General features: G+C 65.3%; 21 protein-coding genes. 10 read left to right on the top strand and 11 right to left on the bottom strand.

Annotation, left to right across the window (positions count from 1 at the left end; all coding sequences use genetic code 11):
• Positions 1-42: 42 nt before the first annotated feature.
• Complete coding sequence (pilB, locus tag FHW78_RS06515; protein ID WP_183639007.1) at positions 43-1,782, bottom strand: type IV-A pilus assembly ATPase PilB; 1,740 nt, start codon at positions 1,780-1,782, stop codon at positions 43-45.
• 213 nt (positions 1,783-1,995) lie between these two features.
• Here pilB and FHW78_RS06510 point away from each other — a divergent pair, with 213 nt between their 5' ends.
• Together FHW78_RS06510 and FHW78_RS06505 are read left to right on the top strand one after the other, a co-directional pair.
• On the top strand, positions 1,996-2,847 hold the full coding sequence (locus FHW78_RS06510; protein WP_183639005.1) for a glycosyltransferase family 2 protein: 852 nt from the start codon (positions 1,996-1,998) through the stop codon (positions 2,845-2,847).
• Positions 2,848-2,860: 13 nt separating this feature from the next.
• Positions 2,861-4,030, top strand: coding sequence for a DegT/DnrJ/EryC1/StrS family aminotransferase (locus FHW78_RS06505; RefSeq protein ID WP_343205538.1), 1,170 nt, complete (start codon positions 2,861-2,863; stop codon positions 4,028-4,030).
• Here the strand turns inward: FHW78_RS06505 and FHW78_RS06500 are convergent.
• From FHW78_RS06500 to FHW78_RS06460, 9 genes are all read right to left on the bottom strand, one after another.
• On the bottom strand, positions 4,027-5,223 hold the full coding sequence (locus FHW78_RS06500; protein ID WP_183639003.1) for a hypothetical protein: 1,197 nt from the start codon (positions 5,221-5,223) through the stop codon (positions 4,027-4,029). The genes FHW78_RS06505 and FHW78_RS06500 overlap by 4 nt on opposite strands.
• Complete coding sequence (locus tag FHW78_RS06495; RefSeq protein ID WP_183639001.1) at positions 5,223-5,921, bottom strand: class I SAM-dependent methyltransferase; 699 nt, start codon at positions 5,919-5,921, stop codon at positions 5,223-5,225. The genes FHW78_RS06500 and FHW78_RS06495 overlap by 1 nt, the downstream gene beginning before the upstream one ends.
• Positions 5,908-6,867, bottom strand: coding sequence for a lysylphosphatidylglycerol synthase domain-containing protein (locus FHW78_RS06490; protein WP_343205537.1), 960 nt, complete (start codon positions 6,865-6,867; stop codon positions 5,908-5,910). Before FHW78_RS06490 ends, FHW78_RS06495 begins: the two co-directional genes overlap by 14 nt.
• Positions 6,864-8,006: a glycosyltransferase family 4 protein gene (locus tag FHW78_RS06485; RefSeq protein WP_183638997.1), complete on the bottom strand. Its 1,143-nt coding sequence runs from the start codon at positions 8,004-8,006 to the stop codon at positions 6,864-6,866. The genes FHW78_RS06490 and FHW78_RS06485 overlap by 4 nt, the downstream gene beginning before the upstream one ends.
• A 59-nt stretch (positions 8,007-8,065) precedes the next feature.
• The gene (locus tag FHW78_RS06480; protein WP_183638995.1) at positions 8,066-10,015 is read right to left on the bottom strand and encodes a hypothetical protein; all 1,950 of its coding nucleotides are present in this window, start codon (positions 10,013-10,015) and stop codon (positions 8,066-8,068) included.
• A gap of 98 nt (positions 10,016-10,113) precedes the next feature.
• Positions 10,114-10,491, bottom strand: a complete 378-nt coding sequence (locus FHW78_RS20100; protein ID WP_183638993.1) for a prepilin-type N-terminal cleavage/methylation domain-containing protein — start codon at positions 10,489-10,491, stop codon at positions 10,114-10,116.
• Positions 10,492-11,343: 852 nt separating this feature from the next.
• The gene (locus tag FHW78_RS06470; RefSeq protein ID WP_183638991.1) at positions 11,344-11,787 is read right to left on the bottom strand and encodes a pilin; all 444 of its coding nucleotides are present in this window, start codon (positions 11,785-11,787) and stop codon (positions 11,344-11,346) included.
• Between the two features lie 516 nt (positions 11,788-12,303).
• Complete coding sequence (locus FHW78_RS06465) at positions 12,304-13,704, bottom strand: sigma-54 dependent transcriptional regulator (protein ID WP_183638989.1); 1,401 nt, start codon at positions 13,702-13,704, stop codon at positions 12,304-12,306.
• 116 nt (positions 13,705-13,820) lie between these two features.
• Complete coding sequence (locus tag FHW78_RS06460) at positions 13,821-15,443, bottom strand: ATP-binding protein (RefSeq protein ID WP_183638987.1); 1,623 nt, start codon at positions 15,441-15,443, stop codon at positions 13,821-13,823.
• Between the two features lie 190 nt (positions 15,444-15,633).
• On the opposite strand from FHW78_RS06460, the gene sucC reads away from it, so the two are divergent.
• From sucC to FHW78_RS06440, 4 genes are all read left to right on the top strand, one after another.
• The gene (gene sucC, locus FHW78_RS06455; RefSeq protein ID WP_141455713.1) at positions 15,634-16,800 is read left to right on the top strand and encodes an ADP-forming succinate--CoA ligase subunit beta; all 1,167 of its coding nucleotides are present in this window, start codon (positions 15,634-15,636) and stop codon (positions 16,798-16,800) included.
• Between the two features lie 26 nt (positions 16,801-16,826).
• Positions 16,827-17,699, top strand: coding sequence for a succinate--CoA ligase subunit alpha (gene sucD, locus FHW78_RS06450; protein ID WP_141455714.1), 873 nt, complete (start codon positions 16,827-16,829; stop codon positions 17,697-17,699).
• A 566-nt stretch (positions 17,700-18,265) separates the two neighbouring features.
• On the top strand, positions 18,266-18,649 hold the full coding sequence (locus tag FHW78_RS06445) for an endonuclease domain-containing protein (protein ID WP_183638985.1): 384 nt from the start codon (positions 18,266-18,268) through the stop codon (positions 18,647-18,649).
• A gap of 8 nt (positions 18,650-18,657) precedes the next feature.
• Entirely contained in the window at positions 18,658-20,295 is a 1,638-nt protein-coding gene (locus FHW78_RS06440) for an NAD+ synthase (protein ID WP_183638983.1), read from the top strand.
• Between the two features lie 469 nt (positions 20,296-20,764).
• Here FHW78_RS06440 and FHW78_RS06435 read toward each other — a convergent pair whose 3' ends face one another.
• Positions 20,765-21,643 carry an outer membrane protein assembly factor BamD gene (locus tag FHW78_RS06435; protein WP_183638982.1) on the bottom strand — a complete coding sequence of 293 codons (879 nt, stop codon included), beginning with the start codon at positions 21,641-21,643 and terminating at the stop codon, positions 20,765-20,767.
• A gap of 109 nt (positions 21,644-21,752) precedes the next feature.
• Here FHW78_RS06435 and rluD point away from each other — a divergent pair, with 109 nt between their 5' ends.
• From rluD to FHW78_RS06415, 4 genes are read left to right on the top strand one after another with little or no spacing between them, the layout of a single operon-like run.
• Positions 21,753-22,727 carry a 23S rRNA pseudouridine(1911/1915/1917) synthase RluD gene (rluD, locus tag FHW78_RS06430; RefSeq protein WP_183638980.1) on the top strand — a complete coding sequence of 325 codons (975 nt, stop codon included), beginning with the start codon at positions 21,753-21,755 and terminating at the stop codon, positions 22,725-22,727.
• Positions 22,724-23,476 carry a peptidoglycan editing factor PgeF gene (gene pgeF / locus FHW78_RS06425; RefSeq protein ID WP_183638978.1) on the top strand — a complete coding sequence of 251 codons (753 nt, stop codon included), beginning with the start codon at positions 22,724-22,726 and terminating at the stop codon, positions 23,474-23,476. Before rluD ends, pgeF begins: the two co-directional genes overlap by 4 nt.
• Complete coding sequence (locus tag FHW78_RS06420) at positions 23,461-24,015, top strand: DUF4166 domain-containing protein (protein WP_183638976.1); 555 nt, start codon at positions 23,461-23,463, stop codon at positions 24,013-24,015. Before pgeF ends, FHW78_RS06420 begins: the two co-directional genes overlap by 16 nt.
• Positions 24,005-24,436: a thiol-disulfide oxidoreductase DCC family protein gene (locus FHW78_RS06415; protein WP_183638974.1), complete on the top strand. Its 432-nt coding sequence runs from the start codon at positions 24,005-24,007 to the stop codon at positions 24,434-24,436. The genes FHW78_RS06420 and FHW78_RS06415 overlap by 11 nt, the downstream gene beginning before the upstream one ends.
• Positions 24,437-24,527 lie beyond the last annotated feature (91 nt).

Genomic DNA, 24,527 nt, shown 5'->3' with positions numbered 1-24,527 from the left:
CGGGCGCGTGGAAAGCGGCGGAGGTCGGGCCACCCGCGCGGGTCAGTCCTTGGTGACGCGGTTGATCTCGGCCAGGCTGGTCACGCCGTTGCGGACCTTCATCAGCGCCGACTGGCGCAGGTCCCGCACCCCCGCCTGCTGGGCGGCTTCGGCGATCTGCAGGGCGTTGCCGCCTTCCAGCACGATGGTGGCGATTTCTTCGCTCATCGGCATCACCTGGTAGATGCCGGTGCGGCCCTTGTAGCCGCCGGTGCATTCGTCGCAGCCGACCGCGTCGTAGAGGGTGAAACCGGCGCCGATCTCCTCCTCGCTGAAGCCTTCGGCCACCAGGGCATGGTGCGGCAGTTCCACCGGCACCTTGCACCGCGAGCACAGCCGGCGGGCCAGGCGCTGAGCGATGACCAGGGTCACCGAGCTGGTGATGTTGTAGGGCGCGATGCCCATGTTCATCAGGCGGGCGATGGTCTGCGGCGCGTCGTTGGTGTGCAGGGTGGACAGCACCATGTGGCCGGTCTGGGCCGCCTTGATGGCGATCTCGGCGGTTTCCAGATCGCGGATTTCGCCGACCATGATGATGTCCGGATCCTGGCGCAGGAAGCTGCGCAGGGCGGCGGCGAAGGTCATGCCGCGCTTGGTGTTCTGCTGCACCTGGTTGACGCCCGGCAGGCGGATTTCCACCGGGTCCTCGACCGTGGAGATGTTGCGGATCTCGTCGTTCAGGATGCCCAGCGCGGTGTACAGCGACACCGTCTTGCCCGAGCCGGTCGGGCCGGTGACCAGCACCATGCCGTAGGGCTTGTGGATGGCGTCTTCGAACAGCTTCTGCTGATCCTTCTCGTAGCCCAGCTTGTCGATGCCCAGCTTGGCCGCGCTGCCGTCCAGGATACGCAGTACCACCTTCTCGCCGAACAGGGTGGGCAGGGTACTGACGCGGAAGTCGATCTGCTTGGTCTTGCTGAGGTTGAGCTTGATGCGGCCGTCCTGCGGCACGCGCTTTTCGGCGATGTCCAGTTGCGCCATCACCTTCAGGCGGGCGGCGATGCGCTGGCTCAGCTTGACCGGCGCCTTGGCCACCTGCTTGAGGATGCCGTCGATGCGCAGGCGTACCCGGTAGTCGGTTTCGTAGGGCTCGAAGTGGATGTCGGAGGCGCCGCGCTTGATGGCGTCAACCAGCACCTTGTTGACGAACTTGACCACCGGGGTGTCGTCGCCCTTGGCATCGACGCCGCTGTCGGCACCGGCCAGTTCGTCGTCGTTGCCGACCTCCAGGTTGTCCAGGCCCTCGTCGTCGTCGCCGCCGAAGGCGCCGGAGAGATTGCTGTTGGCGTTGATCCACTGGTCCAGCGCCCGCCGCAGCGAATCGTCGTCGACCAGGATCGGCTCCACCACCAGGTTGGTGTGGAACTTGATCTCGTCCAGCGCATGCATCTTGTTGGTGGGGTCGGAGACCCCCACGAACAGCTTGCTGCCGCGCTTGAACAGCGGCAGCACCTGGTGCTTCTGCAGCAGTTCCTCGCTGACCAGCTTGACCGCGTTGTGGACCGGGTCGAAGCTGGCCACGTCCAGCAGCGGCATGCCGAACTCGATGGCGTTGGCCGCCGCCATCTGCGAGGCGGTGACCAGTTTCTTCTCGATGATCCACTGGGCCAGCGGCAGCCGGGCCTCGGTGGCGCTGGCCATCGCGGCGCGGGCCGCGCCTTCCTCCAGCGCGCCATCCTGGACGAGGCGGCGGGCGATACCGGTGATGCCTACCAGGTTTGCGGTGTTGACGACGGCGCTCATGTGCAGGGTTCCCGTGGTGACAAGGGGGCGCCGCAAGAAGCGGGCCAGCACGAACTTTACCGCAAGCGCCTCCGCATACGCGTGGCCGGACCTCCGGCCCGGAACGACCTGCGTCACAAGCTGACGCGATACGGCAATGGCGTGAGGGCGAGACCTGCCAGTCCCGAATGTGATTGAAGTAAGCTGGGCAGGGGAAAACAGACTGGGGCGGTAATGAGGATCAGCGTCGTATTGCCGGCCAAGAACGAGGCGGGGGGACTTCCGCGGACGCTCGAACGGTTGCGCGAGACGCTGCCGGAAGCCGAAGTCATCGTGGTGGACGACGGATCCACGGACCAGACCGCCAGCCTGGCAGCCGCCCTAGGGGCCCGCGTGCTGACCTCGCCCTATTCGATGGGCAATGGCGCGGCCATCAAGCGCGGCGCGCGGGTGGCCACCGGCGACGTCATCGTGTTCATGGATGCCGATGGCCAGCACGATCCCGCCGATGCCCGTCGCCTGCTGGAGAAACTGGGCGAGGGTTACGACATGGTGGTCGGAGCCAGGAACTGGGAGGGCCAGGCGGGGGTCAGCCGTGGCTTGGCCAATACCTTCTACAACTGGTTGGCCAGCCGGATGACCGGTTTCCAGGTCAAAGACCTGACCTCCGGGTTCCGGGCCGTACGCGCGGACAGGTTCCGGGAATTCCTGCACCTGCTGCCCAACGGATTTTCCTATCCGACCACCAGCACGATGGCTTTTTTCCGCAGTGCCTACGCCGTGGCCTATGTGCCCATCCCGGTGGCGCGTCGCATCGGGACCAGCCACATCCGTCCCATAAAGGACGGCATCCGGTTCCTGCTGATCATCTTCAAGATCGCGACCCTGTATTCGCCGCTCAAGCTTTTCGTACCGACGGCGGCGCTGTTCTTCCTCACAGGGCTGTTCTATTACCTTTTCACCTACCTGACGGTCGGCCGGTTCACCAACATGAGCATGCTGCTGTTCAGCGCATCGGTCATCATTTTCCTGATCGGATTGATCTCCGAGCAGATCACGGCACTCACTTTCCGTCGCGAGTCATAACGCGAAAGGCAGCATGCGGATGTCAGATGAACTCCCTTTCATTGTCTTCGGAGCGCCTTCCATAGGGGAGGACGAAATCGAGGAGGTTGTTGCTTGCATGCGTTCGGGCTGGCTGGGAACAGGGCCGCGCGTCGCCAGGCTGGAGAGAGAATTCGCCGACTACAAGGGCGTCGGCGCCCGCGCGGTTGCGGCAGTGAACTCCTGCACGGCGGCACTGCATGTCAGCATGGTGGCCTCCGGGCTGGAGAAGGGCGCGGAGGTCATCACCACGCCCATGACCTTCTGCGCCAGCGTCAACGCGATCATCCATGCGGGCATGAAGCCGGTATTGGCGGATGTGGATCCTGCGACCCAGTGCATATCCCCGGAAGCCATCGACGCCGCCATCACTCCGCGCACCCAGGCGATCCTTCCGGTGCATTTCGCAGGCCGCCCCTGTGAAATGGATCGCATCATGCAGATCGCCAGGAAACATGGCCTGCTGGTCATCGAGGATTGCGCGCACGCCATCGAGACGGAATTCCATGGGCAAAAGGCCGGGACGTTCGGTGATTTCGGGTGTTTCAGCTTTTATGTCACCAAGAACGTCACGACCGGCGAAGGCGGCATGATCGTGGGCAGGGACGAAGAGTTGGTGGCCCGTGCCCGGGTGCTCGCGCTGCATGGAATGAGCAAGGATGCATGGCATCGCTTCGGCGACAAGGGATATCGGCATTACCAAGTGGTCGATACCGGCTTCAAGTACAACATGATGGACATACAGGCTGCCATCGGTATTCACCAGCTCGCCCGTGTCGAGGCCAACTGGAAAAGAAGAGAGCAGATCTGGGACGCTTACATGTCCGCGTTCAAGGATCTTCCCGTTATCCTGCCGTCCGCAATCGCACCCGATACCCGGCATGGCTATCACCTTTTCACGATGATGATCGAAGAGGCCCGTTGCGGCCTGTCGAGGGATGAGTTTCTGGACAGGATGAATGCGGCGAGGATTGGTACCGGCGTGCATTACCTGTCCATCGCGGAACATCCCGTGTACCAGGAATTGTTCGGCTGGCGGCCGGAAGCGTGGCCCAACGCCCACGCGATCGGTCAGACGACCGTCAGTCTCCCGCTGTCGGCGGCACTCACCGAAGGCGACCTGGATCGAATCGTGACCACGACCTCGGGAATGCTCGCGAACTAGCGCCCGTTCGGCAGGACCTTGCGGAGGTTCCGGGCGATCCAGCGGCTCTTCACTTTGGGAAGCCGGCTGCCATAGATGGGAATGACCATTTTGCCGCGCACGCCACGCGCCAGCGCCCGGAGGGTCTCCATCCGGGGACTGTCACCGGTGGCCAGGCTGAGGAACATGCGCTCGGGTTGAATCCAGTGGCATTCGGTGAAGGCCGGTTCCAGGATCGAGAGTGCCTGCCCATGGACGGCTTTCAACGTGTCCAGGATCAGGGGACAGCCGCTGGCCTCCACCAGTTCGAACTGCAACCAAGGGCGACAGTTGAGCTCCAGCAGCTTCGGGTTGCCCTGTTCGTCCTCCAGGAACGACATTTCGCAGACGCCACGCAGATCGATGGCTTCGGCAATGGCGAACGCCGCAGGGAGCAAGTCCGTATCACGTGAACTGCTTACCCAGGCCGCGCTTCCTCCCATGCGGGGATACTTGAGTCGCTCGACAATCTGATACCCCCGCATCTCCTTGCCGGAGCGGATGACACAGGCGCTGCGCTCAGCCTGCCGGATGGGGCGGAGGCGGGGTTGGGCGATCCAGCCGTCGCAGTTGTTCCAGGCATTTTCCAACGCGCGTTTGACATCGGCCAAAGCGGGAAGGCGGCCTCCGACCGTGATGACCTTGTTTCCCGATTCGTCGAGCGTGCGTCCCCACGGCTTGTGGATGGGCTTGATGACGAGGTCATGTCCGAGTCGGGCGGCAAGCCGGAGACTGTCTTCCGGCGAGTCCAGACGAAAAGTGGGAGCGAGTACAGACGTCATGCCGGCCTGTTCCAGATGCTCGAACAGTTCCGCCTTGTCCAGACCGCCCATGCGCAGGCTTTCTCCCCGCGAGAAACACAGGACGAGGTCATTCCGGAGGTGCAGGCGGGAAAGCAGCAGCAGGCTGTCGTCCTCGGTCGCGAAGACGGTCGTGGAACCTTCCCCACCGCCGATGCTGGCTATTGCCACGGCGAGAAGATCGCAGGCTTCCTCCAGGCCCGCACCCGCCAGGTTCAGCTCATGGAAGCTGTGGCAATGGGGCGCGTCCCTCAGCAGGCTGTCAGGGACCAAAGAAATGACCGAATAATCGATGCCCGCATCGATGAGCCGCTCGGCGACGGCCACGGATACCGTTTCCGCGCCGCCGGAGAGGATGATGACCGCGGCTGTCATCACGCGCGCTCGAAGACGAAGACGACGTTGTGATAGGACCAGCGGGGCGCGCGCTTCCGGCGAGCCATTCTGCGCAGTTCCCAGTTCGCGATACGGTCAAACCATTTTCTTGGCACCAGGCCATACCGGATGAGGTAGATGACGGGCCAGCGGCTGGAACGGATCGCGATGCGTTCGCGCAAGCGAAGTCCCTGCCGCTGGAAAAATTCCACGAACCAATCCTCGGCAACATAATCGGCGTGGTCGCGCCGGATGTTGTCGAGCACGATCAGCCTTCCTCCCTTCGAAACGACGCGCGCCGCATCGGAGCAGCAGTCGAGCAGGCCAAGCAGGTGCAGGGGCCTGGCGACATTGAGAAGAAACACCAACGGAAACGACTGGTTGCCAAAGGGCAGCTCGGGAAGCTTTCCCACGCACCAGTTGGCATCGGCTTCGGACTGATTGAGCGATGCGTACCTCAGAACGCGCAAGGAGGGATCCATGCCCGTCATTCGATAGCCCAACGTGGCGAGGCGCGAGGTCATTCTTCCATACCCGCATCCGAGGTCGAGCGCAGGGCCGCTTCCGCGACCGACGATTCGTTCCAGGGCGAGTTCCTGCAATCTCGAGATGTAATCGGTCTTCAGGCCCCGCCGGTCATGCGGGTCGGCGAGATTGATGCCAGCATCATCGAAAACAGGAAGTTCAACCTGGTTCATTCGCGGTGCCATGGAAGGGAAGGAACAATAGGCTCAAGAACAAATCGATCAACAGCAGCGAGACGCGTCCGACGAGCACTCCATAAGCCAGTTCCGAGGGACTGAAAGCGCCTCCCATGGCCATGAAAGCTCCCTCCCGCACGCCTATGCCGGAAGGGGTCACCAGGGTGATGTAGCCGACGATCCAGGCAAGGTTGTAGTGGGCGCACATCAATATTCCGTCGCCCGCCCCCATGCTGGCAACCGCGAGTCCATAGAAGGCCCATGCCAGGAAGTACACAAGCCAGCTGAGCATCATCCAGCCCATGATGCGCAGGTGGTCGCGGGCTTCCAGCCGGGCCACGGAAGATGCCAGGCTCCGGGCCAGGCCAACAAATCGACCCTCGAGCCTGGATGATTTGCCTGCCAACCTGTGCAGAAGCGGACTACGCAAGACGGCGAACCAGCCAAGCACGCCGAGGACAACGACCAGCGAGGCGGTTACCGGATATCGGGACCAGAGGAGCACGCCGGCGGATACGATGCACGCCGTATAGAGAGTCAACAGGATGTGCAGTGCATTGGCCGAAATCCAGGCACTGGATGACGCTTCATTGCCCGCGCCGATCTGGTAGGCGATGCCGAATACCCGACCGGGGAGATGTTTGAGCATCTGTCCGGTGAAATGGAGATGGCCCAGCCGGCCGAACGACATGGGAGTGTCGAGCATCGGCGATAGTATTCTTGAAAAGGACAGGAACCCCGACAGGGTGGCCAGGGCCCCCAGGCCGAGGCCCGCGAACATGAATCCCATATCGATACGGGAAAGCTGCAGCAGGATCTCCTTGCCGGATCTACCCAGCAGATAGACCACGATGGCCATGCTGCCGATCGATATCAGTACCGTGGCCCAACGCGGAAACCAGCGCCGTCGTCCGCCTTGACCGGCTGTGGATGAGGTGGTCACGGTGCCTGCACCAGCAACATGAGGGCGGGAACGACGGCATGTTCGTTCGAAAAGCGGCGGGCCATCTCCTGCAGGCCCGCTTCGTAGCGCCCAGGCCCGTTTGAAAGCGCGCTAGTCATCGCCTGGGCGAAGGCTTGCGGAGTGACGTCGGCGGCGCACACGCCGGTTCTTTCCGCCACCAGTACGGGAAGGTCGCCAACCGGCATGCTGATCACCGGGCAACCGAACTTCATGGCATCGGAGAACACGACGGGTATGCTTTCGATGCGTGATGGAATCAATACGAAGTCCGCGTCCGCCAACGCCCGCTCGGACTGATCCTTGGCAAGGTATCCGTGCGCGCGGACGGGATGCAGGACAGCAAGCTCTCCCGCGCGCCGGCGGACGTCAGCTTCGAGCGGACCGCCGCCATATATGTCGACCGATTCAATCCGCGACCAGGTTTGCTCATCGAGCAAGGACAAGGCATCCAGCAGCAGATCAACACCCTTGTTCTCGTGCCAGCGTCCGATGAACACCAGCCGATATGGACCGGTATGGCGGATAGGTTCGGCTCTGCTGGTGGTGATGTTCCGCGTGCTGGGCAGGAATGTCACCGGCGCCTTGCAGATTTCCCGGGTGTCCTCCAGCAGCTTGAGGCCATCGGAAAAGCGTTGTCCGGCGTCGGCCAGGACTCTGGCCAGGACGCCGCGGACGACGGGGATTCTTCCCAGTGACCAGATATCGCTGCCAAGCGTCCAGACAGAATAGGAAACTCCCGCTTGCCTGGCGGCGCCGCGCGCCCAGTAGCCGGAGGGCAATGCCCAGAGGGCCAGCACATGCGCCGCGCCGTTCCGGACCGCATGGCGCGTGACCCTTGAGCCGGCGCGCAGCACCTTGAGAATCCGCCAGACATCCCGCGGATGCCACGGCCGCAAGGTCGATAGCGCCTGGGCAGGAGCCGGATAGCGATGAACCGATAGACTCCCGCTCCATTCCTCCACCCGTTCATCGGTGCCCGGGGCCACAACGACGACGGGCACCCGCAGGCTGAGGCTCATCGCCAGATCCGCCACGAATCCGCCTGCCGCTTCGCTGCCGTCCCGGCTGATGGGGAACGATGTGGTGACCAGGATGAAGGGACGCCCTTGTGGCTTCATTTGCGATGGCGAGCGGATGGCAGGCTCTAGGATAAGGAAAATCGCCCAAGGCATCCGGCTCAGGGCGATCGGGGTCTCGAGCCTTCGGCTTCATAGGCGGCGCGCGCGGATTCAATTTGCTCCCGCAGCCACACCAGGCCGGACTGATCGGCGGTGTTGCCGGGCTCCGCGCGTTCCGCCGCTTCCCGCCAGGTCCGCTCGGCGCCGTCGACATCACGCGTGCCCAACTGTGCCAGGACCAGCGGCATCGCGATGCCGGCTTCCGCGCCGTCTTGCCAGGCGAGTCGCGCCGGTCGCAGTGCGTGGTCCCAAGACCTTGCGCGGACGTGGAACTGCGCCGCGAAATACCGCATGACGATTTTCGGCCGGGTGTTGTCCGGCTGGCCCGAGGCCCGATCCGCCACGGCACTCAGCGCCGCGCCAATCTGATCGTCGGTGACCGAACCGCAACGCTTGCGCTCCGATGCGGCATAAAGAAACCGGAGCGGTACCGTTTCCGCCAGTGTCAGCGGCGTTGGAGTCTCCTGGCTGAAAGCCTGCAGGTCGTCGAGGCTCGCCTCCCCGCGCATCAGGCAGGACGCATAGAAGCGATAGAGATGGCCCAGCGAACGATGCCGTGGCTGTGGCGAAGCGAGCAGGTTGTCGACTACCTGGTCGACCCGCGTCCGGTCGTTGCGGGCGATGGCCGCGGAAAGCACGGCGGCATTCGCACGAAGGGAGTGGGGATGCGCGATGAGGCTCGACTCGGCGATGAGCAATTCGCTCTGCCAGACGCGCGCGCGCCCGTGTGTTCCCGCTGCCAGGACGATCAGGATGCCCGCGAACATGGGTACACCGATGAGCGCCGGGCGCAGCTCCATCCGGGACAACCAACGGCCCGCCGCGACGGCCAACGCGACGCCCGCGACGATGATGCCCACCGAAGGAAGATAGTTCCGGTGCTCGAAATAGAGCTCAAGCGGAATCGGGCTAGCTTCCAGCGCATGCGCGGCCAGGAAGAAGAACCAGCCGAAGAAGACGGAAGGAAGTTGCGCCCGCCAGCGCCACGCCGCGATGCTCAGGGCCAACAGGAACAGGATGGCCAGGGCGGTGACCGGAGGGGTGAGCAGGCCCGTCGAGGCGATGAAATCGTCCGTGTACACGCCCATCGTGGGCGGATTGGGAACCAGAAGCTTCCACAGATAGTCGCAAAGCGCCCTGCCTTGGCTGAGCATCCGTTCCGCCATGGTGAAGTCGCGGCTGCTGTACCAGCTGACGATGGTCTGGTACTTGACGGCGAACAGGGCGAGACCCGCCACAAACGGGACGATCACATAGGCGATCAGAAAGAACCGCGCCGGCCAGGGACGCCGGCCCGTGCGGAAATAGGCCAGTTCGACGACGGTGCAGAGCAGCGGGAGCAGGATTCCATTCTCCTTGGCCAGGAAGGCCAGGAACGTCATGCAGGGAATTCCCAGCAGCAACACCCACGCCGCGCCAACCGGCTTTCCCTGCTCCAGGCGCTCGCGCTGGGACACGTAGAGCCACAATCCCAGCAGGATGACCAGCATGGAGAGCTGTGCCATGCGCTGGACCACGTAGAGCACGGTGCTCGCATGCAGCGGATGCAACAGCCAGATCGACGCCACCAGCGCCGCCCACAAAGGGGCCTCGGACGCGAGGTTGGGATCGCGTCGCAGCAGCCGCTGGACTAGGACAAAGATGATCAAGCCACACAGCAGGTGGATGATCAAATTACCGATCTTTAAGGACGTCGGTGTATAGCCGCTCAACCAAGCATTGAAGGCGAAAGAGGCCATCGACACCGGCCTGCCGAAAGTGCCAGCGCCACGTTCGAAAAGCAAAGTACTCAGTGCAAGTCGATTCTCGAGCCATGGGCCAATTGCCGCTAGATTGGCCGCGTCATCAAGCATATAGGGGCCGTTGAGACCAGCCCAATATGCGATGAGGGTGATGAAAAAAGTAGCGAAGAGCAGGATGGCAACGCCGCGCGCAATCGGAGAAATCATGGAATCGTTGTGCAGAGATAGCCAAAATAGAAAAAACCCCGGCATAGCCGGGGTTTTAGAACGTAGGCCGAGGACAGAATGTCCCGGTACGTCTGCACTTACTGGCAGGCTTCCGGAGTCTGCGAAGCGGTCGGCGCAGCGCCGTCGTAGGTTGGCGCGCAATCCCACTCAATCCGGCCGTTGGCCGTGTTCGGAGCCAAAGTGACCGAGGCGCCATCGTAGGTGCCGGTCAAAGTGCCAGTGGTGCAGGCACCCGTCTTCGTGATGCCATCACACAGTGCGGCGCCGGTCTTACCCGCACCCAAGTTCTCGCCGACCTTGATCTTCTCGCCGGCGACGGAGCCGATGGCGTTGGTGATCTTGGCCTTGACGGTGTAGTCACGGTACAGCGGCAGTGCGATGGCGGCCAGGATGGCGATGATGGCGACCACGATCATCAGTTCGATGAGGGTGAAACCCTGCATGTTCTTCTTCATGAACTTTCCCCTTTCAGGATTGGCTTGGATGGTTAAGGACACTCCAGCCCCCGCGTCCTTAAGCGTTGGACCGTGGGCGCCGTGCAAGACGACGCACGTGCTTTAAGTCACGTGCAGGATGTGTGCCAACTGTAAGCGCCCCTCTCCCCGTCCCCGATGGTTCGCGGGAAAGACCCCAGACACCTAAGTCGAGATAACTATGACATCAATCTCGTTGGACCGGTATCGGGAAAAAGGGGATCAACCGCGGGAATGATCACAATCTGACAATTTGGCCCCGCGCGGGTCGCTCTCCAGGCAAGGGGAATGAAGGTGAAAATATTGGGCATAAAGTGACAATTTGCGTCACTTTTCGAGTCGAAAGATTGACGTTGAGCGGGCGGCGTAACGGCAGATGGACAGTCCTGCCGACGGGACCAAGACGGCACCCGCCTGTGTGTCTGTCAAAGGACCGCCTTAGCAGGGGGGCTTTGTGCTCTGAGGTCACGGCGAATTGCCGTCTGAGGTCTACGGGGCGACGTTCCGCTCTGGTCGAGGCAGTACAAGGTGTTCGCCCAGCTGAAATGCCCACGCCAAGTGCCCGCTGGAAGCGCTTATTTAGATCGCTTTGCGAAGGGACGCACCTTCAACGCAGGACAGGCACTTCGATTGATAGGCTGCCCATACCATTCGGGACTGGATGGCCAGAAGCACCGTATCCGGGAAGCCGAACGGAGCCCGCGATTGTCAAATGGCCGCGACAGTCTATTCCGACAAACCCCGCTGAAGCGGGGTTTGTCGGTTCGATGCAGCTGCCGCACAAACTACAGTCCGAAGCGGCCTTGCGGGAGCGTTGTTCACTATCTGCCTGAACTACGGCGACGGACTAGGACCACCACCACCACCAGTCGGGGGTTGTTGACCACAGCCAGCAGGCGCGTACTTTTCAGCGATGTTGGTTTCGCATGTCCATTTTCCACTGTCGGAGCGGATGAGGTTGAGGTTTTTACCTGCGAACTCGGATGCACCGTTCTTGGTGACGCACTTGATGCCTCCTCCCAGCGTGACCGCGCAGTAGCGCCCTTCCTGGATATTGATGTAGCCCGCTAACTTGTCATCCATTGAAGGCGTGTGGCCATTGGTTAGAGCGAGCTCGTAGCCGGTCTTGCCAGGGGCTATCTCGGCCAACGCGGCAGTCGCCTGGGAGCGAATGGTGTAGTCCTGATAGATGGGCACGCCGATGGCGGCCAGGATGGCGATGATCGCCACGACGATCATCAGTTCGATCAGAGTGAAACCTTGCATGTTCTTTTTCATGTGACACGTCCCCGTGTTGCTTTGCTTGGTGGGCGGAGGCGCACCCGTCCGGCTCCCGCGTCAGCGGAAGGTGCTCGTCAGGGGACACTTGCCCATCGGAAACATCGAACGGATGCCGCTTTCAGCGCCGACGCCGTATCCGTGGAAAGTGAAAGGTTCGGGATACGAACGTTCGGCGCGGGGCGCACGATATCGACGGCATGCCGGCGCGATGGGCGGGCATGGTCACACTCTTTTCCAGAGTGATGGGGGTCATGCGGTTGACGACAAATTGCGTCAATCGGGGGGCGTATGTTTCGTGTGTGGGGAGGGGGGCGTGACCTTTGGGCGGCGGGAATGTGGTTCTCCCGGGCATCGCGCGCGAATCCCCCGTCACCCGCTTGCGCGGGTGCCCGCCCCCTTTTTCGCTTTCAACGGCCGAATGGCCGGTCAAGGGGGCTATTGAAGGATTGGAGATTCGGCCTTTCTTGCGAGCGTTGTTGCTTGTTTCACGCGTGGCGCAGAACGCCGACCGCGCTACTCCATGCCCAGCTTTTTCAGCTTGTAGCGCAGGGCGCGGAAGGTGATGCCGAGCTGGGCGGCGGCGCGGGTCTTGTTCCAGCGGTTTTCTTCCAGCGCCTTCTGGATGGCCGCGCGCTCGAGTTGCTCGATGTAGTTGGGCAACGGGCCGCCGGCCGGATCGATGTCGATTGGGGGCGCGCCGGCGGCGGGGGCGGCGCCGGGAACGGCGTCTGTCATCGCGCGCGGCGTGGCGGAGCCCTGGGGCAGGTAGAGATCGCCGATCTCGATGCTGTGGCCGTCGGCCATCGCCAGCGCGCGTTCGAGGATGTTCTCCAACTCGCGGACGTTGCCCGGGAACGGATACCGGCGCAGTTCGGCCATGGCGTCCGGCGACACCGAAGGAGCGTTGCGGCCGTGCTGGTCGGCCAGTCGGTCGAGGATGGCGCTGGTCAGCTGCGGCAGGTCGCTGGCGCGCTCGCGCAGCGGCGGTACCCGCAGCTCGATGACGTTGATGCGGTAATACAGGTCGTGGCGGAAGCGGCCGTCGCTGGCCAGTTCGCCGATGTCCTTGTGGGTGGCCGAGAGGATGCGAACGTCCACCTGCACTTCCTGCGAGGCGCCGACCGGGCGCACGGCTTTTTCCTGGATGGCGCGCAGCAGCTTGACCTGCATGGGCAGGGGCAGCTCGGCGACCTCGTCCAGGAACAGGGTGCCGCCATTGGCGGCCTGGAACAGGCCGGCCTTGTCGGCATGGGCGCCGGTGAAGCTGCCCTTCTTGTGGCCGAAGAATTCGCTTTCCATCAGCTCGGCGGGAATCGCGCCGCAGTTGACCGGCACGAACGGACCGCTGGCGCGGGCACCCTGTTCGTGGATGGTGCGGGCGACCAGTTCCTTGCCCACGCCGGACTCGCCGCGGATGTAGACCGGGGCCTGGCTGCGGGCGACCTTGCCGATGGTGTCGCGCAGGGTGGCCATGGCCGGGGAACTGCCCAGCAGCCGGCTGGCCTGCTCGGGCGGTGGCGGCGGGGCCGGCGCGCGCTCGGTGTTGTTGAGCTCCAGCGCGTGCTTGACCAGCCCGCGCAGCACCGTGAGGTCCACCGGCTTGCTGACGAAATCGAAGGCGCCGGCCTTCAGCGCCTCGACCGCCAGTTCGATATTGCCGAACGCGGTGATCATGGCGACCGGGGTGCGGGGGTAATTGCGGGAGATCTCGCCGACCAGTTCAATGCCGTTGCCGTCGGGCAAGCGCATGTCGGTGAAGCACAGGTCGTAGCTGTTGCGTGACAGGAGTTCACGCGCCTCGCCGAGGTTGGCCGCGGTATCGATGCGCAGGCCCATTCGGCCCAGGGTCAGTACCAGCAGTTCGCGGATGTCGCGTTCGTCGTCGACGATAAGGGCGCTACGGTTTTCGCTCATGGATCCCCCTTCAGCCCCTGTCCGTTCAGTGTACCGGCTGAACAGGAGTGGTCGCTAGTGTGAGGTCTCAAACATGAAGACTGCGGCACGGAATGGCCCGGGTCCGGTCGGATGGCTCAGGCGGGCAGCAGCGCATGCGGGCCGGGCAGGGTGATGCGGAAGCAACTGCCGCCACCGGGAACCGGGACGTACTCCAGGGTCGCCTGGTTGGCCCGGCACAGCTCGCGGGCGATGTACAGGCCCAGGCCGGTGCCGTGCTCGGACGTGGTGAAGAAGGGCCGGAACAACTGCGCGGCCACCGCTTCGGGAATGCCGGGACCCCGGTCCATGACGTCGATCATCGGGCGGTGGTCGGCCTGGAACACCCGCACCCGCACCCGCGCCGGTTCGCCCGGCAGGCGCCCGTAGTTCATCGCGTTCTGCACCAGCACGGTCACGATCTGCTGGAGATGGCGCTGATCGACCAGGGCCGGGACCGGGCGTGGACCGATCACCGCCTCCAGGGTATCGGTCTCGATCGACAGCGATTGCTGGTACTCGTCGATGAAACGACGGACGAAGGTATTGAGGTCCAGGTGCTCCGGGCTGGCGCGCTCGCGCCGGGCCAGGCCCAGCACGCTCTCGACGATGCCGTTGGTGCGCTGGCACTGCTGGTGGATGATCTGCAGCAGGCGGCGGTCGCCGTCGACGATCTGGCGGGATTCTTCCAGCAACTGCACCGCGTAGTTGATGGCCGCCAGCGGGTTGCGGATCTCGTGGGCCAGGCTGGCGGAAAAACGGCCCAGCGCGGCCAGGGTCAGCGATTCGGCGCGGCGCGAGACCACGGTGGCGTCATCGAGGAAGATCAGCGAGGTCTCGCTGTCGGCCAGCAGGCGGGCGAAGCGCGGCTGCACTTCGGGCTGGTCGGGCGACAGCTGCATCGGGGTGTCGTCGGCCTGCCAGCCGTTGCGCCAGCGCTGCAGGCGGCGGGCCAGCTCCGGCGCGGTGTGGGTCAGCAGGACGCCGAGCCCGTCGCTGGCGCCCTCGCCACCCTCGCCGTCGCCGAGCAGCAGGCTGGCGGCCTCGTTGGCCAGCTTGATGTGGTTGTCCGCGTCCACCACCAGCACGCCGGTGCGCATGCGGCGGATGATCAGTTCGTTGATTTCCACCAGGTTGGCGACTTCGGCGCCGCGCTGATCCGCCAGCGCCTCGCTGCGGCGGGCGCGCTGGCCGGCCTGGTGGGCCAGGTAGCCGACGGCCAGGTAGCTGATGGCGAACATCACCACCTCGGCGATCGAACGGTCGGTGCCGCCGTCGTGGAAGAAGGTCCAGCCGTACTCGGCAAACAGCATGGCCACGGTCAGGCCGATCATCGCCAGCGCCCAGTTGCGCGAGGGCAGCAGCAGCACCCCGGCGGCGACGTTGAACAGCAGCATCATCGCCACCCCGGCGGTGGTCGCCGGCAGGGCATGGGTGATGACCGCGGCCGCGACGATGTCCACGGCCAGGCCGACGACCACGGTGAGGGTCATCCAGCGGGGACTGCGCACCAGCAGCAACAGGACCGAGGCAACCAGGTAGGCGATGGTGACCGCCAGGCCCAGTTCCGGGTGCCGCTGGGAACCCAGCATGCCCGAAAGCGGGCTGAACACCAGCCCGGCCAGGATCGCCGCTTCCAGCGTCCGGTACAGGGCGAAGAAATACAGTTCGCGCCGCGGAGCGGATTCGATGCGTCCCAGGATCGAATGGCTTTGCGGCAAGCGCGGACTCCCCCCGTCGGCGATGGCACCAGTATAGGCAGGCCGGGCCCGGGCGGCTGATTTTGCGCCGTCCGGCCCGCTGGGCGACAATAGGGGGCTGGCTGGCGCCCGCCGGGCGGCCTTCGCACGTCCAAACGCGCTTTTCCCGGACGTCCGGCCTCGCTTACCTGTTCCCTACCCACGGTGACGCATGAATTTCCACGAATACCAGGCAAAACAACTGTTTGCCGAATATGGCATTGCAGTTCCGGCCGGGCGCGTCGCGCGCACGCCGGAAGAAGCGGTTGAAGCCGCGAAGTCCATTCCGGGCGACCTCTGGGTCGTGAAGGCCCAGATCCACGCCGGTGGCCGCGGCAAGGCCGGCGGCGTCAAGCTGGCCAAGACCCTGGATGAAGTGAAGCAGTACGCCGCCGCGATGCTGGGCACCCGCATGGCGACCTACCAGTCGGCCGGCGTGGCCCTGCCGATCGATGCGGTGCTGATCTCCGAAGGCACCGACATCGCCAAGGAACTGTACCTGTCGGTGCTGGTGGATCGCGCCACCAAGGCCGTCACCTTCATCACCTCCAGCGAAGGCGGCGTGGAGATCGAGAAGGTCGCCGCGGAAACTCCCGAGCTGATCCACCAGCTGGACGTGAACTTCGTCCAGGGCCTGCAGCCGTACCAGTGCCGTGACATCGGCTTCAAGCTGGGCCTGAACGCCAAGCAGGTCAACCAGCTGACCAAGATCATGATGGGCCTGTACAAGCTGTTCAACGAGAAGGATCTGGCGCTGGTCGAACTGAACCCGCTGGCGATCCTCACCAACGGCGATCTGGCCGTGCTGGACGGCAAGGTCAACTCCGACGACAACGCCTCGTTCCGCCATCCGGACCTGGTCGCCATGCGCGACAAGGCGCAGGAAGACGAGACCGAAGTGCTGGCCTCCGAGCATGACCTGAACTACGTGACCATGGACGGCAACATCGGCTGCATGGTCAATGGCGCAGGCCTGGCGATGGCCACCATGGACGTCATCAAGCTCAACGGCGGCGAGCCGGCGAACTTCCTGGACGTCGGCGGCGGCGCCACCAAGGAGCGCGTGACCACCGCGTTCAAGCTGATCCTGTCCAGCGACAAGGTCAAGGCGATCTTCGTGAACATCTTCGGCGGCATCGTCCGCTGCGACATGATCGCCGAAGGCATCATCGCCGCGGTCAAGGACGTGGGCGTCAAGGTGCCGGTGATCGTGCGCCTGGAAGGCACCAACGTGGAAGCCGGCAAGGCGCTGCTGCGCGATTCCGGTCTGGCCATCATCCCGGCCGACGACATCAACGACGGCGCCAAGAAGGCCGTCGCTGCGGTCAAGGCCGCCTGACCCCACGACGAGACTAGGAATAATTCATGAGCGTTTTGGTCAACAAGAACACCAAGGTCCTCGTCCAGGGCTTCACCGGCCAGCAGGGCACCTTCCACGCGACCCAGATGGTCGAGTACGGCACCCAGGTGGTGGGCGGCGTGACCCCCGGCAAGGGCGGCACGACCCACATCGATCTGCCGGTCTACAACACGATGCGTGACGCGGTGCAGGACACCGGCGCCGATGCTTCGGTCATCTACGTGCCGCCGCCGTTCGCGGCCGACGCGATCCTGGAAGCGGCCGACGCCGGCATCAAGGTGATCGTGGCGATCACCGAGGGCATCCCGGTGCTGGACATGCTGCGGGTCAAGAACACCCTGAAGGGCTATCCGGGCGTCACCCTGATCGGCCCGAACTGCCCCGGCATCATCACCCCGGGCGAGTGCAAGATCGGCATCATGCCGGGCCACATCCACCAGCCGGGCAAGATCGGCATCGTCTCGCGTTCGGGCACGCTGACCTATGAAGCGGTCAAGCAGACCACCGACGTGGGCCTGGGCCAGAGCACCTGCATCGGCATCGGCGGCGATCCGATCAACGGCCTGAACTTCGTCGAGGCGCTGACCCTGTTCAACAACGATCCGCAGACCGAAGGCATCATCATGGTCGGCGAAATCGGTGGTTCGGCCGAGGAAGAAGGCGCCGAGTACATCGCCAAGCACGTCAAGAAGCCGGTCGTCGGCTTCATCGCCGGCGCCTCGGCCCCGGCCGGCAAGCGCATGGGCCATGCCGGCGCCATCGCCTCCGGCGGCAAGGGCACGGCGGAAGGCAAGTTCGCGGCGATGGAAGCCGCGGGCGTGACCACGGTCCGCTCGCCGGGCGACCTGGGCGCGGCGATTGCCGCTCGCCTGAAGTAAGTCGTTTCCGCGTTTGCGGAATGGACGAAAGGCCGCCTTTGGGCGGCCTTTTGTTTTGGGTGGGTTGACTGGCTTCGGTTTGCCCCCACCCCGGCCCTCCCCCGCGGGCGGGGGAGGGGATTCGTGCGGCGATTGACGCAGGTTTCACGAAATGGTTTTTGCGTTTGTGGTGTGAACGGAAGCCGCCTTCGGGTAGTTTTTTGTTTTGGGTGGGTTGGATGGCTTTGGTTTGCCCCCACCCCGGCCCTCCCCCGCGAGCGGGGGAGGGAGATTCGTGCGGCGATTGACGCAGGTTTCACGAAATGGTTTTTGCGTTTGTGGTGTGAACGGAAGCCGCCTTCGGGTGGTTTTTTGTTTTGGGTGGGTTGGATGGCTTTGGTTTGCCCCCACCCCAGCCCTCCCCCGCGAGCGGGGGAGGGGGCTTGAGAGCGAGGGGAAGGTATCTCAACGAATTGTCCTGATTTGTCGGTTTGCCGTCGGGTGCGGCTTCTGGCCCCTTCCCCCGCTTGCGGGGGAAGGTTGGGATGGGGGCAAGATGCCAACCCACCCAAGCACAGGACGTGCGCATGCGACAGGGACAGAAGCGGAACAGGGCGCGCGAACTTCGCAAGGACATGACACCGGCCGAACGCCGCCTGTGGACGATCCTGCAGCGACGCCAGCTCGAAGGCTTCCATTTCCGCCGGCAATGCCCCATCGGCCCCTACATCGCCGACTTCGCCTGCCTGGAGGCGCGATTGCTGATCGAAGTGGACGGCGGCCAGCACATGGACGACGCGATGGATGCGCGGCGGGGCGCCTTCCTGCGGCGAAAGGGCTTCCAGGTCCTGCGCTTCTGGAATAATGAGGTGATGACGAACCTCGAGGGTGTTCGCGCGCTGGTCGTTTCGCGGCTGCCGGGCACCGCCCACGTCCCGCTTTCCCGCGCAGCGGTGAAGGCTCGAACCTGAAGACCGACATGTCCCAGACCCTCCGCATCGCCCTGGCCCAGTTCGATTTCCCCGTGGGCGACGTCGCCCGGAACGCCGAGCGCATCGCCGCGCAGATCGCGGAGGCGCGCGACGAGTACGGCGCGGATATCGTGCTGTTCCCGGAACTGGCCATCAGCGGCTATCCGCCGGAAGACCTGCTGCTGCGCCCGCGCTTCCTGGCCGATTGCGAGACTGCGTTGCGCCAGCTGGCCGCCACCACCCACGGCATCGTCGCGGTGGTCGGCTGGCCCGAATCGGCCGGCAGCGTGGTCTACAACTCGGCCAGCGTGCTGCGCGACGGGCGCCTGGAGGCGACCTACCGCAAGCGCGAGCTGCCGAACTACGCGGTGTTCGACGAGCGCCGCTACTTCGACGTGGATCCGAACGGCGAGACCTGCGTGTTCGAGGTCAAGGGCGTGCCGGTCGGGCTGATCATCTGCGAAGACCTGTGGTTTCCCGAGCCGCTGGCCGCGACCGCGCGCGCCGGTGCGCGGATGGCGCTGGTGCCGAACGCCTCGCCGTTCGACCGCGACAAGCATGCCCAGCGCGACGCGCTGCTGGCCGAGCGCACCCGCGATACCGGTCTGGCGCTGGCCTATCTGAACGTGGTCGGCGGGCAGGATGCGCTGGTGTTCGATGGGGCTTCCGTGGTGGCCGACGGCGACGGCACCGTGCATCCGGCCGCGGCGGCATTCACCGATCAATGGCTGGTGGTGGACTACGACCCGGAGGGACGCCGCTTCAGCCCGGTGCAGTGGATGGACGATGGCGACGAGAGCCGCGACGCGCTGGCTTGGCGCGCGATCGTGCGCGGACTGCGCGACTACTGCGGCAAGAACGGCTTCCAGAAGGTCTGGCTGGGCCTGTCCGGCGGCATCGACTCGGCACTGGTGCTGGCGCTGGCGGTGGACGCGCTGGGCGCGGAGAACGTCACCGCCGTGCGTTTGCCGTCGCGCTACACCGCCGGGCTGTCCAACGATCTGGCGGCCGAGCAGTGCCAGGCGCTGGGCGTGCGGCTGGAGACGATTCCGATCGAGGCGCCGTTCAAGGGTTTCCTGGAGACGCTGGGACCGCTGTTCGCCGGATTGCCGGCCGACACCACCGAGGAAAACCTGCAGTCGCGCAGCCGCGGCGTGATCATGATGGCGCTGAGCAACAAGTTTGGCGGCCTGCTGCTGACCACCGGCAACAAGAGCGAATATGCGGTCGGCTACGCGACCATCTATGGCGACATGTGCGGCGGCTATGCACCGATCAAGGATCTGTACAAGACCGAGGTGTTCTCGCTGGCGCGCTGGCGCAACACCGTTGGCGGCGCGCCGGTGATCCCGCCGGCCGTCATCAGCCGCCCGCCGTCGGCGGAACTGCGCGAGAACCAGACCGACCAGGATTCGCTGCCGCCGTACGACGTGCTGGACGCCATCCTGTTTCGCTACGTGGATCTGGAACAGTCGCGCGACGAGATCGTCGCCGCCGGCTTCGACGCCACCACGGTGGACCGGATGCTGCGGCTGGTCCGGATCAACGAGTGGAAGCGCCACCAGGCCGCGCCGGGCCCGAAGATCTCGCGCCGTGCGTTCGGCCGTGAACGGCGCTATCCGATCACGAACAAGTACGGTAGTTGAGCGATACGGGGAGCGTTGGTCCGGTCGGGGCGCTCCGGTTTTGTTTCTTCCCGGTTGGATGGGGTTGGTTGGCTTCGGTTTGCCCCCACCCCGGCCCTCCCCCGCAGGCGGGGGAGGGAGCCATGTGGTCTCCTGACGATCCGTGCTTCCGCCCCTTCCCCCGCTTGCGGGGGAAGGTTGGGATGGGGGCGGGAAGTCGGTTTCGCGAGATAAATGAAATGCCGTCTTTGGTGGCGGCGCTTTGATTGGGGCTGGTTGGCTTCGGTTTGCCCCCACCCCAGCCCTCCCCCGCAAGCGGGGGAGGGAGCCAAGCATTCATCAGGCGGGAGAGGGAGCCCGGTGGTCGCTGATGATCTGTGCTTCCGCCCCTTCCCCCGCGTGCGGGGGAAGGCTGGGATGGGGGGCGCCTTTCAAAACGCCCAACAAAAAAGGGCCTTGCGGCCCTTTTTTCATGCGCGATGCGCGCGGCTCAGTCCTTCTTGCGGACCGCGGCACCGCTGGCCGGCGATTTCTCGCCCGCGAACGGGTTGAGCTTGCGGATCGCCCAGGGATACTTGGGCCACTCGCCGGTCAGCCAGGGGTGCTGCGGCTCGTTCAACTGCAGTACGCGGCGGGCATCGTCGGCCAGGGACTTGTTGCCCAGCTGCGTGTAGGCCTCGCCGAGCACGGCCACGGCGTCGTACTGGTACTCGCTCTGCGGATAGGTTTCCAGCAGGTAGCGGGCGCGGGTGGCGGCGGAAACCCAGGCGTCGCGGCGCAGGTAGTACAGCGCGGTGTCCATTTCGTGGCGGGCGAACTGGTTGCGCAGGTAGACCATGCGCTGGCGCGCGTCGGCCGCGTAGCGGCTGTTCGGGTAGCGCTCGGCGACGATGCTGAAATCGTTGTAGCCCTGCATCGGCGTGGACAGGTCGCGGCGGCTGGCATCCAGCTTCCACACCCGCTGCAGGAACACCGCGTCGCGGGTCGAGTTGGACAGGCCGCGCAGGTAATACATGTACGGCACGTTGCGGTGGGTCGGATAGGTGCGCAGGAACTTGTCGATCGAGGAGACCGCGTCGTCCAGCTTGCCGGCCTTGTACTGGGCGTAGGCCGATTCCATCAGCGCCTGCTCGGTGTACGGGCCGTACGGATACTGCGCCACCAGCGCGCGGAAGTTGGTCTGGGCGCGTTCCCAGTTCTCGTTCATCATCGCCTGGTGGGCGGTCTCGTACATCTGCTCGACCGGCTGGACTTCCACTTCCTTCTTGCGCTTGAACATGCCGCAGCCGGTACCGGTGGCGACGATGACGAGCAACAGCAGGCCGGTGCGGGCGACGGCGGTGAAACGGGTGGAAGCACGCTGGGTCATGGGCTGGCGGCAATGCCGCGGCAGGGAAACAGGCTGTCGATGATAGCCTAGGCGGTGCCCAAGCCATGAACAATCGGCGAACATCCCCGGTTTCCGCCGCCTCACCCCGATGACCGATACCCTGCCTACCGAGGCGCCGCGCACCGCGCGGGTGCCTGAATCCGCTGCCGGACGCCGTTTCGACGCCGTGCTGGCCGAGCTTTTCCCCGAATTCTCCCGTTCCCGCCTGGCCGAGTGGATCAAGTCCGGCGACGCCCGCCTGGACGGCCAGGCGGTCAAGCCGCGCGACCCGGTGCGCGGCGGCGAACTGGCCAGCCTGGCCGTGGTGCTGGAGACCCAGACCCACGCCGAGCCCGAAGACATCCCGCTGGACATCCTTTACGAGGACGAGCATGTCTTCGTGCTGGACAAGCCGGCCGGGCTGGTGGTCCACCCCGGTGCCGGCAACCCGACCGGCACCCTGGTCAACGCGCTGTTGCACCGGGATGCATCGCTGCACACCCTGCCGCGCGCCGGCATCGTCCATCGCCTGGACAAGGACACCTCCGGGGTCATGGTGGTGGCGCGCACCCTGCCGGCGCAGACCGCGCTGGTCGAGCAGCTCTCCTCGCGCGAGGTACATCGCCAGTACCTGGCGGTGGTGGTCGGCGCGATGGTGTCCGGTGGCACCGCCAATGCGCCGATCGACCGCCACCCGCGCGACCGCCTGAAGATGGCCGTGCGCGACGATGGCCGCGACGCGGTCACCCATTACCGCCTGCGCGAGCGCTTCCGCGCCCACACCGCGCTGGAGTGCCGCCTGGAAACAGGCCGCACCCACCAGATCCGCGTGCACATGGCGCACATCCGCTATCCGATCGTCGGCGACCCGCTGTACGGCGGGCCGCTGAAGCTGCCCAAGGGCGCCAGCGAGGAACTGGTGGCGGCGCTGCGCGGCTTCCGCCGCCAGGCGCTGCACGCCGAGACGCTGGAGTTCCGCCATCCGGTCGGCGGCGAGCCGATCCGGGTTTCCGCGCCGGTGCCGGCGGACATGCGGGAGCTGATGGCCGCGCTGCGCGCCGATACCGAGGCGCAGCGCGGATGAGCGCGATCCTTCCGGCCGACTGGCCGGCACCGCCCGACGTGCGCGCGTTCACCACGCTGCGCCATGGCGCGGGTCGCTCGCGGGCGCCGTTCGACAGCTTCAATCTCGGTACCCGCTACGGCCAGTACCGCGATGACCCCGCCGTGGTCGAGGCCAACCGGGCCGAACTGATCGAACGCTTCGGACTGCCGTCGCCGCCGCGCTGGCTGCACCAGGTCCACGGGACCGGCGTGGTGCGGTTCGGGCAGGAAGCGGCGGGGGACGAGCCGGATGGCGACGCCGCCGTCACCGCCGAGCCCGGCGTGGTCCTGGCCATCCTCACCGCCGATTGCCTGCCGGTGGTGTTCGCCAGCGATGATGGCCGGGTGATCGGCGCGGCCCACGCCGGCTGGCGCGGGCTGGCCGGCGGCGTGCTGGAGCGGACGGTGGAAAGCATGCGGGTGGCGCCGGAACGGCTGCTTGCCTGGCTGGGCCCCGCCGCCGGGCCACAGGCCTACGAGATCGGCGAGGAAGTGCATGAGGCCTTCGTCGGCACCGACCCGCGCGCCGCGTCCGCATTCGAGCCGACCCGTCCCGGCCACTGGCGCGTGGATCTGTACGCGCTCGCGCGGTTGCGGCTGGAGGATGCCGGGGTGACCCGGATCCACGGCGGCGGCCTGTGCACGATCACCGACGCGCAGCGGTTCTATTCGCATCGCCGCGACGCGCAGACCGGGCGGATGGCGACCCTGATATGGATGCAGCCGTAACGGCTGGCGCGGAGACGGCCTGGCCCCTGTTCGCCCGGTTGCTGGGAGAGGATTTCGCGGCGCTGCCCGACGTGGTGCGCCGGTTGCACCTGCGCGCCGGCCCGGCGCGATACCTGGGCGAGGTGGACGTGCGCCGCGGCCATGGCCTGCTGTCGCGCCTGTGCGCGGCGGCGACGCGACTGCCGCCGGCGGGAAATGGCGCCATCGCGGTCGACATCGACATCCAGCCGAATGCCGAGCGCTGGATCCGCCACGTGCGGGGACACGCGATGGCTTCGCGGTTGTGGCGCGAGGACGGCCTGCTGTGCGAGCAACTGGGACTGGTGCGATTCGGATTCCGTCTGCGCGTGCGCGATGGCGGCATCGAATGGACGGTGGAGCGCGTGCGCGCGCTGGGCGTTCCGTTGCCGGCGCGCTGGTTCAGCGGGGTCCGCGCGCGCGAGTCGGCGCAGGGGGAACGCTATGCGTTCGACGTGCAGGCCGCGTTGCCGGTGATCGGCCCGCTGGTGCATTACCGGGGCTGGCTGGATGTCGCCTGAGGTGGACGTGGACACGGGCGCCGATGCCGGCGAGGCCGTCATCGTCTTCGACGGCACCTGCGTGCTCTGCAATGGCTGGGTGGATTTCCTGCTTCGCCATGATCGACGCCGCCGCTATCGATTCGCCGCGATGCAGGGAACCGCGGGACGCGCGCTGCTGGCGCGGCATGGCCTGGATCCGGACGACCCGGCGTCGTTCCTGTTGCTGGAAGGCGCGCATGCGTGGACGGACACGGATGGCATCCGCCGCGTCCTGGCCGGACTGGGAGGGGGCTGGACGCTAGCGCACCTGATGGTGCTGGTGCCGCGCCGCCTGCGCGATGCGATCTATCGGAGGCTCGCGCTCAACCGATATCGCTGGTTCGGCACCACCGCATGCCGGATTCCCGATGAAACCGAGCGCATGCGATTCCTGGATTGAGGATTCCCACTTGTCGTCATTCCAGTGAAAGCCGGAATCCATGGGATGCCCGATGCGGGAACGTCGGGCACGAGCACGACGGGTCCCGGCG

The sequence above is a fragment of the Pseudoxanthomonas sp. OG2 genome, assembly GCF_014192765.1.
GTDB classification, from domain to species: domain Bacteria; phylum Pseudomonadota; class Gammaproteobacteria; order Xanthomonadales; family Xanthomonadaceae; genus Pseudoxanthomonas_A; species Pseudoxanthomonas_A beigongshangi.
This window is presented reverse-complemented; position numbering and strand designations above follow the sequence as displayed.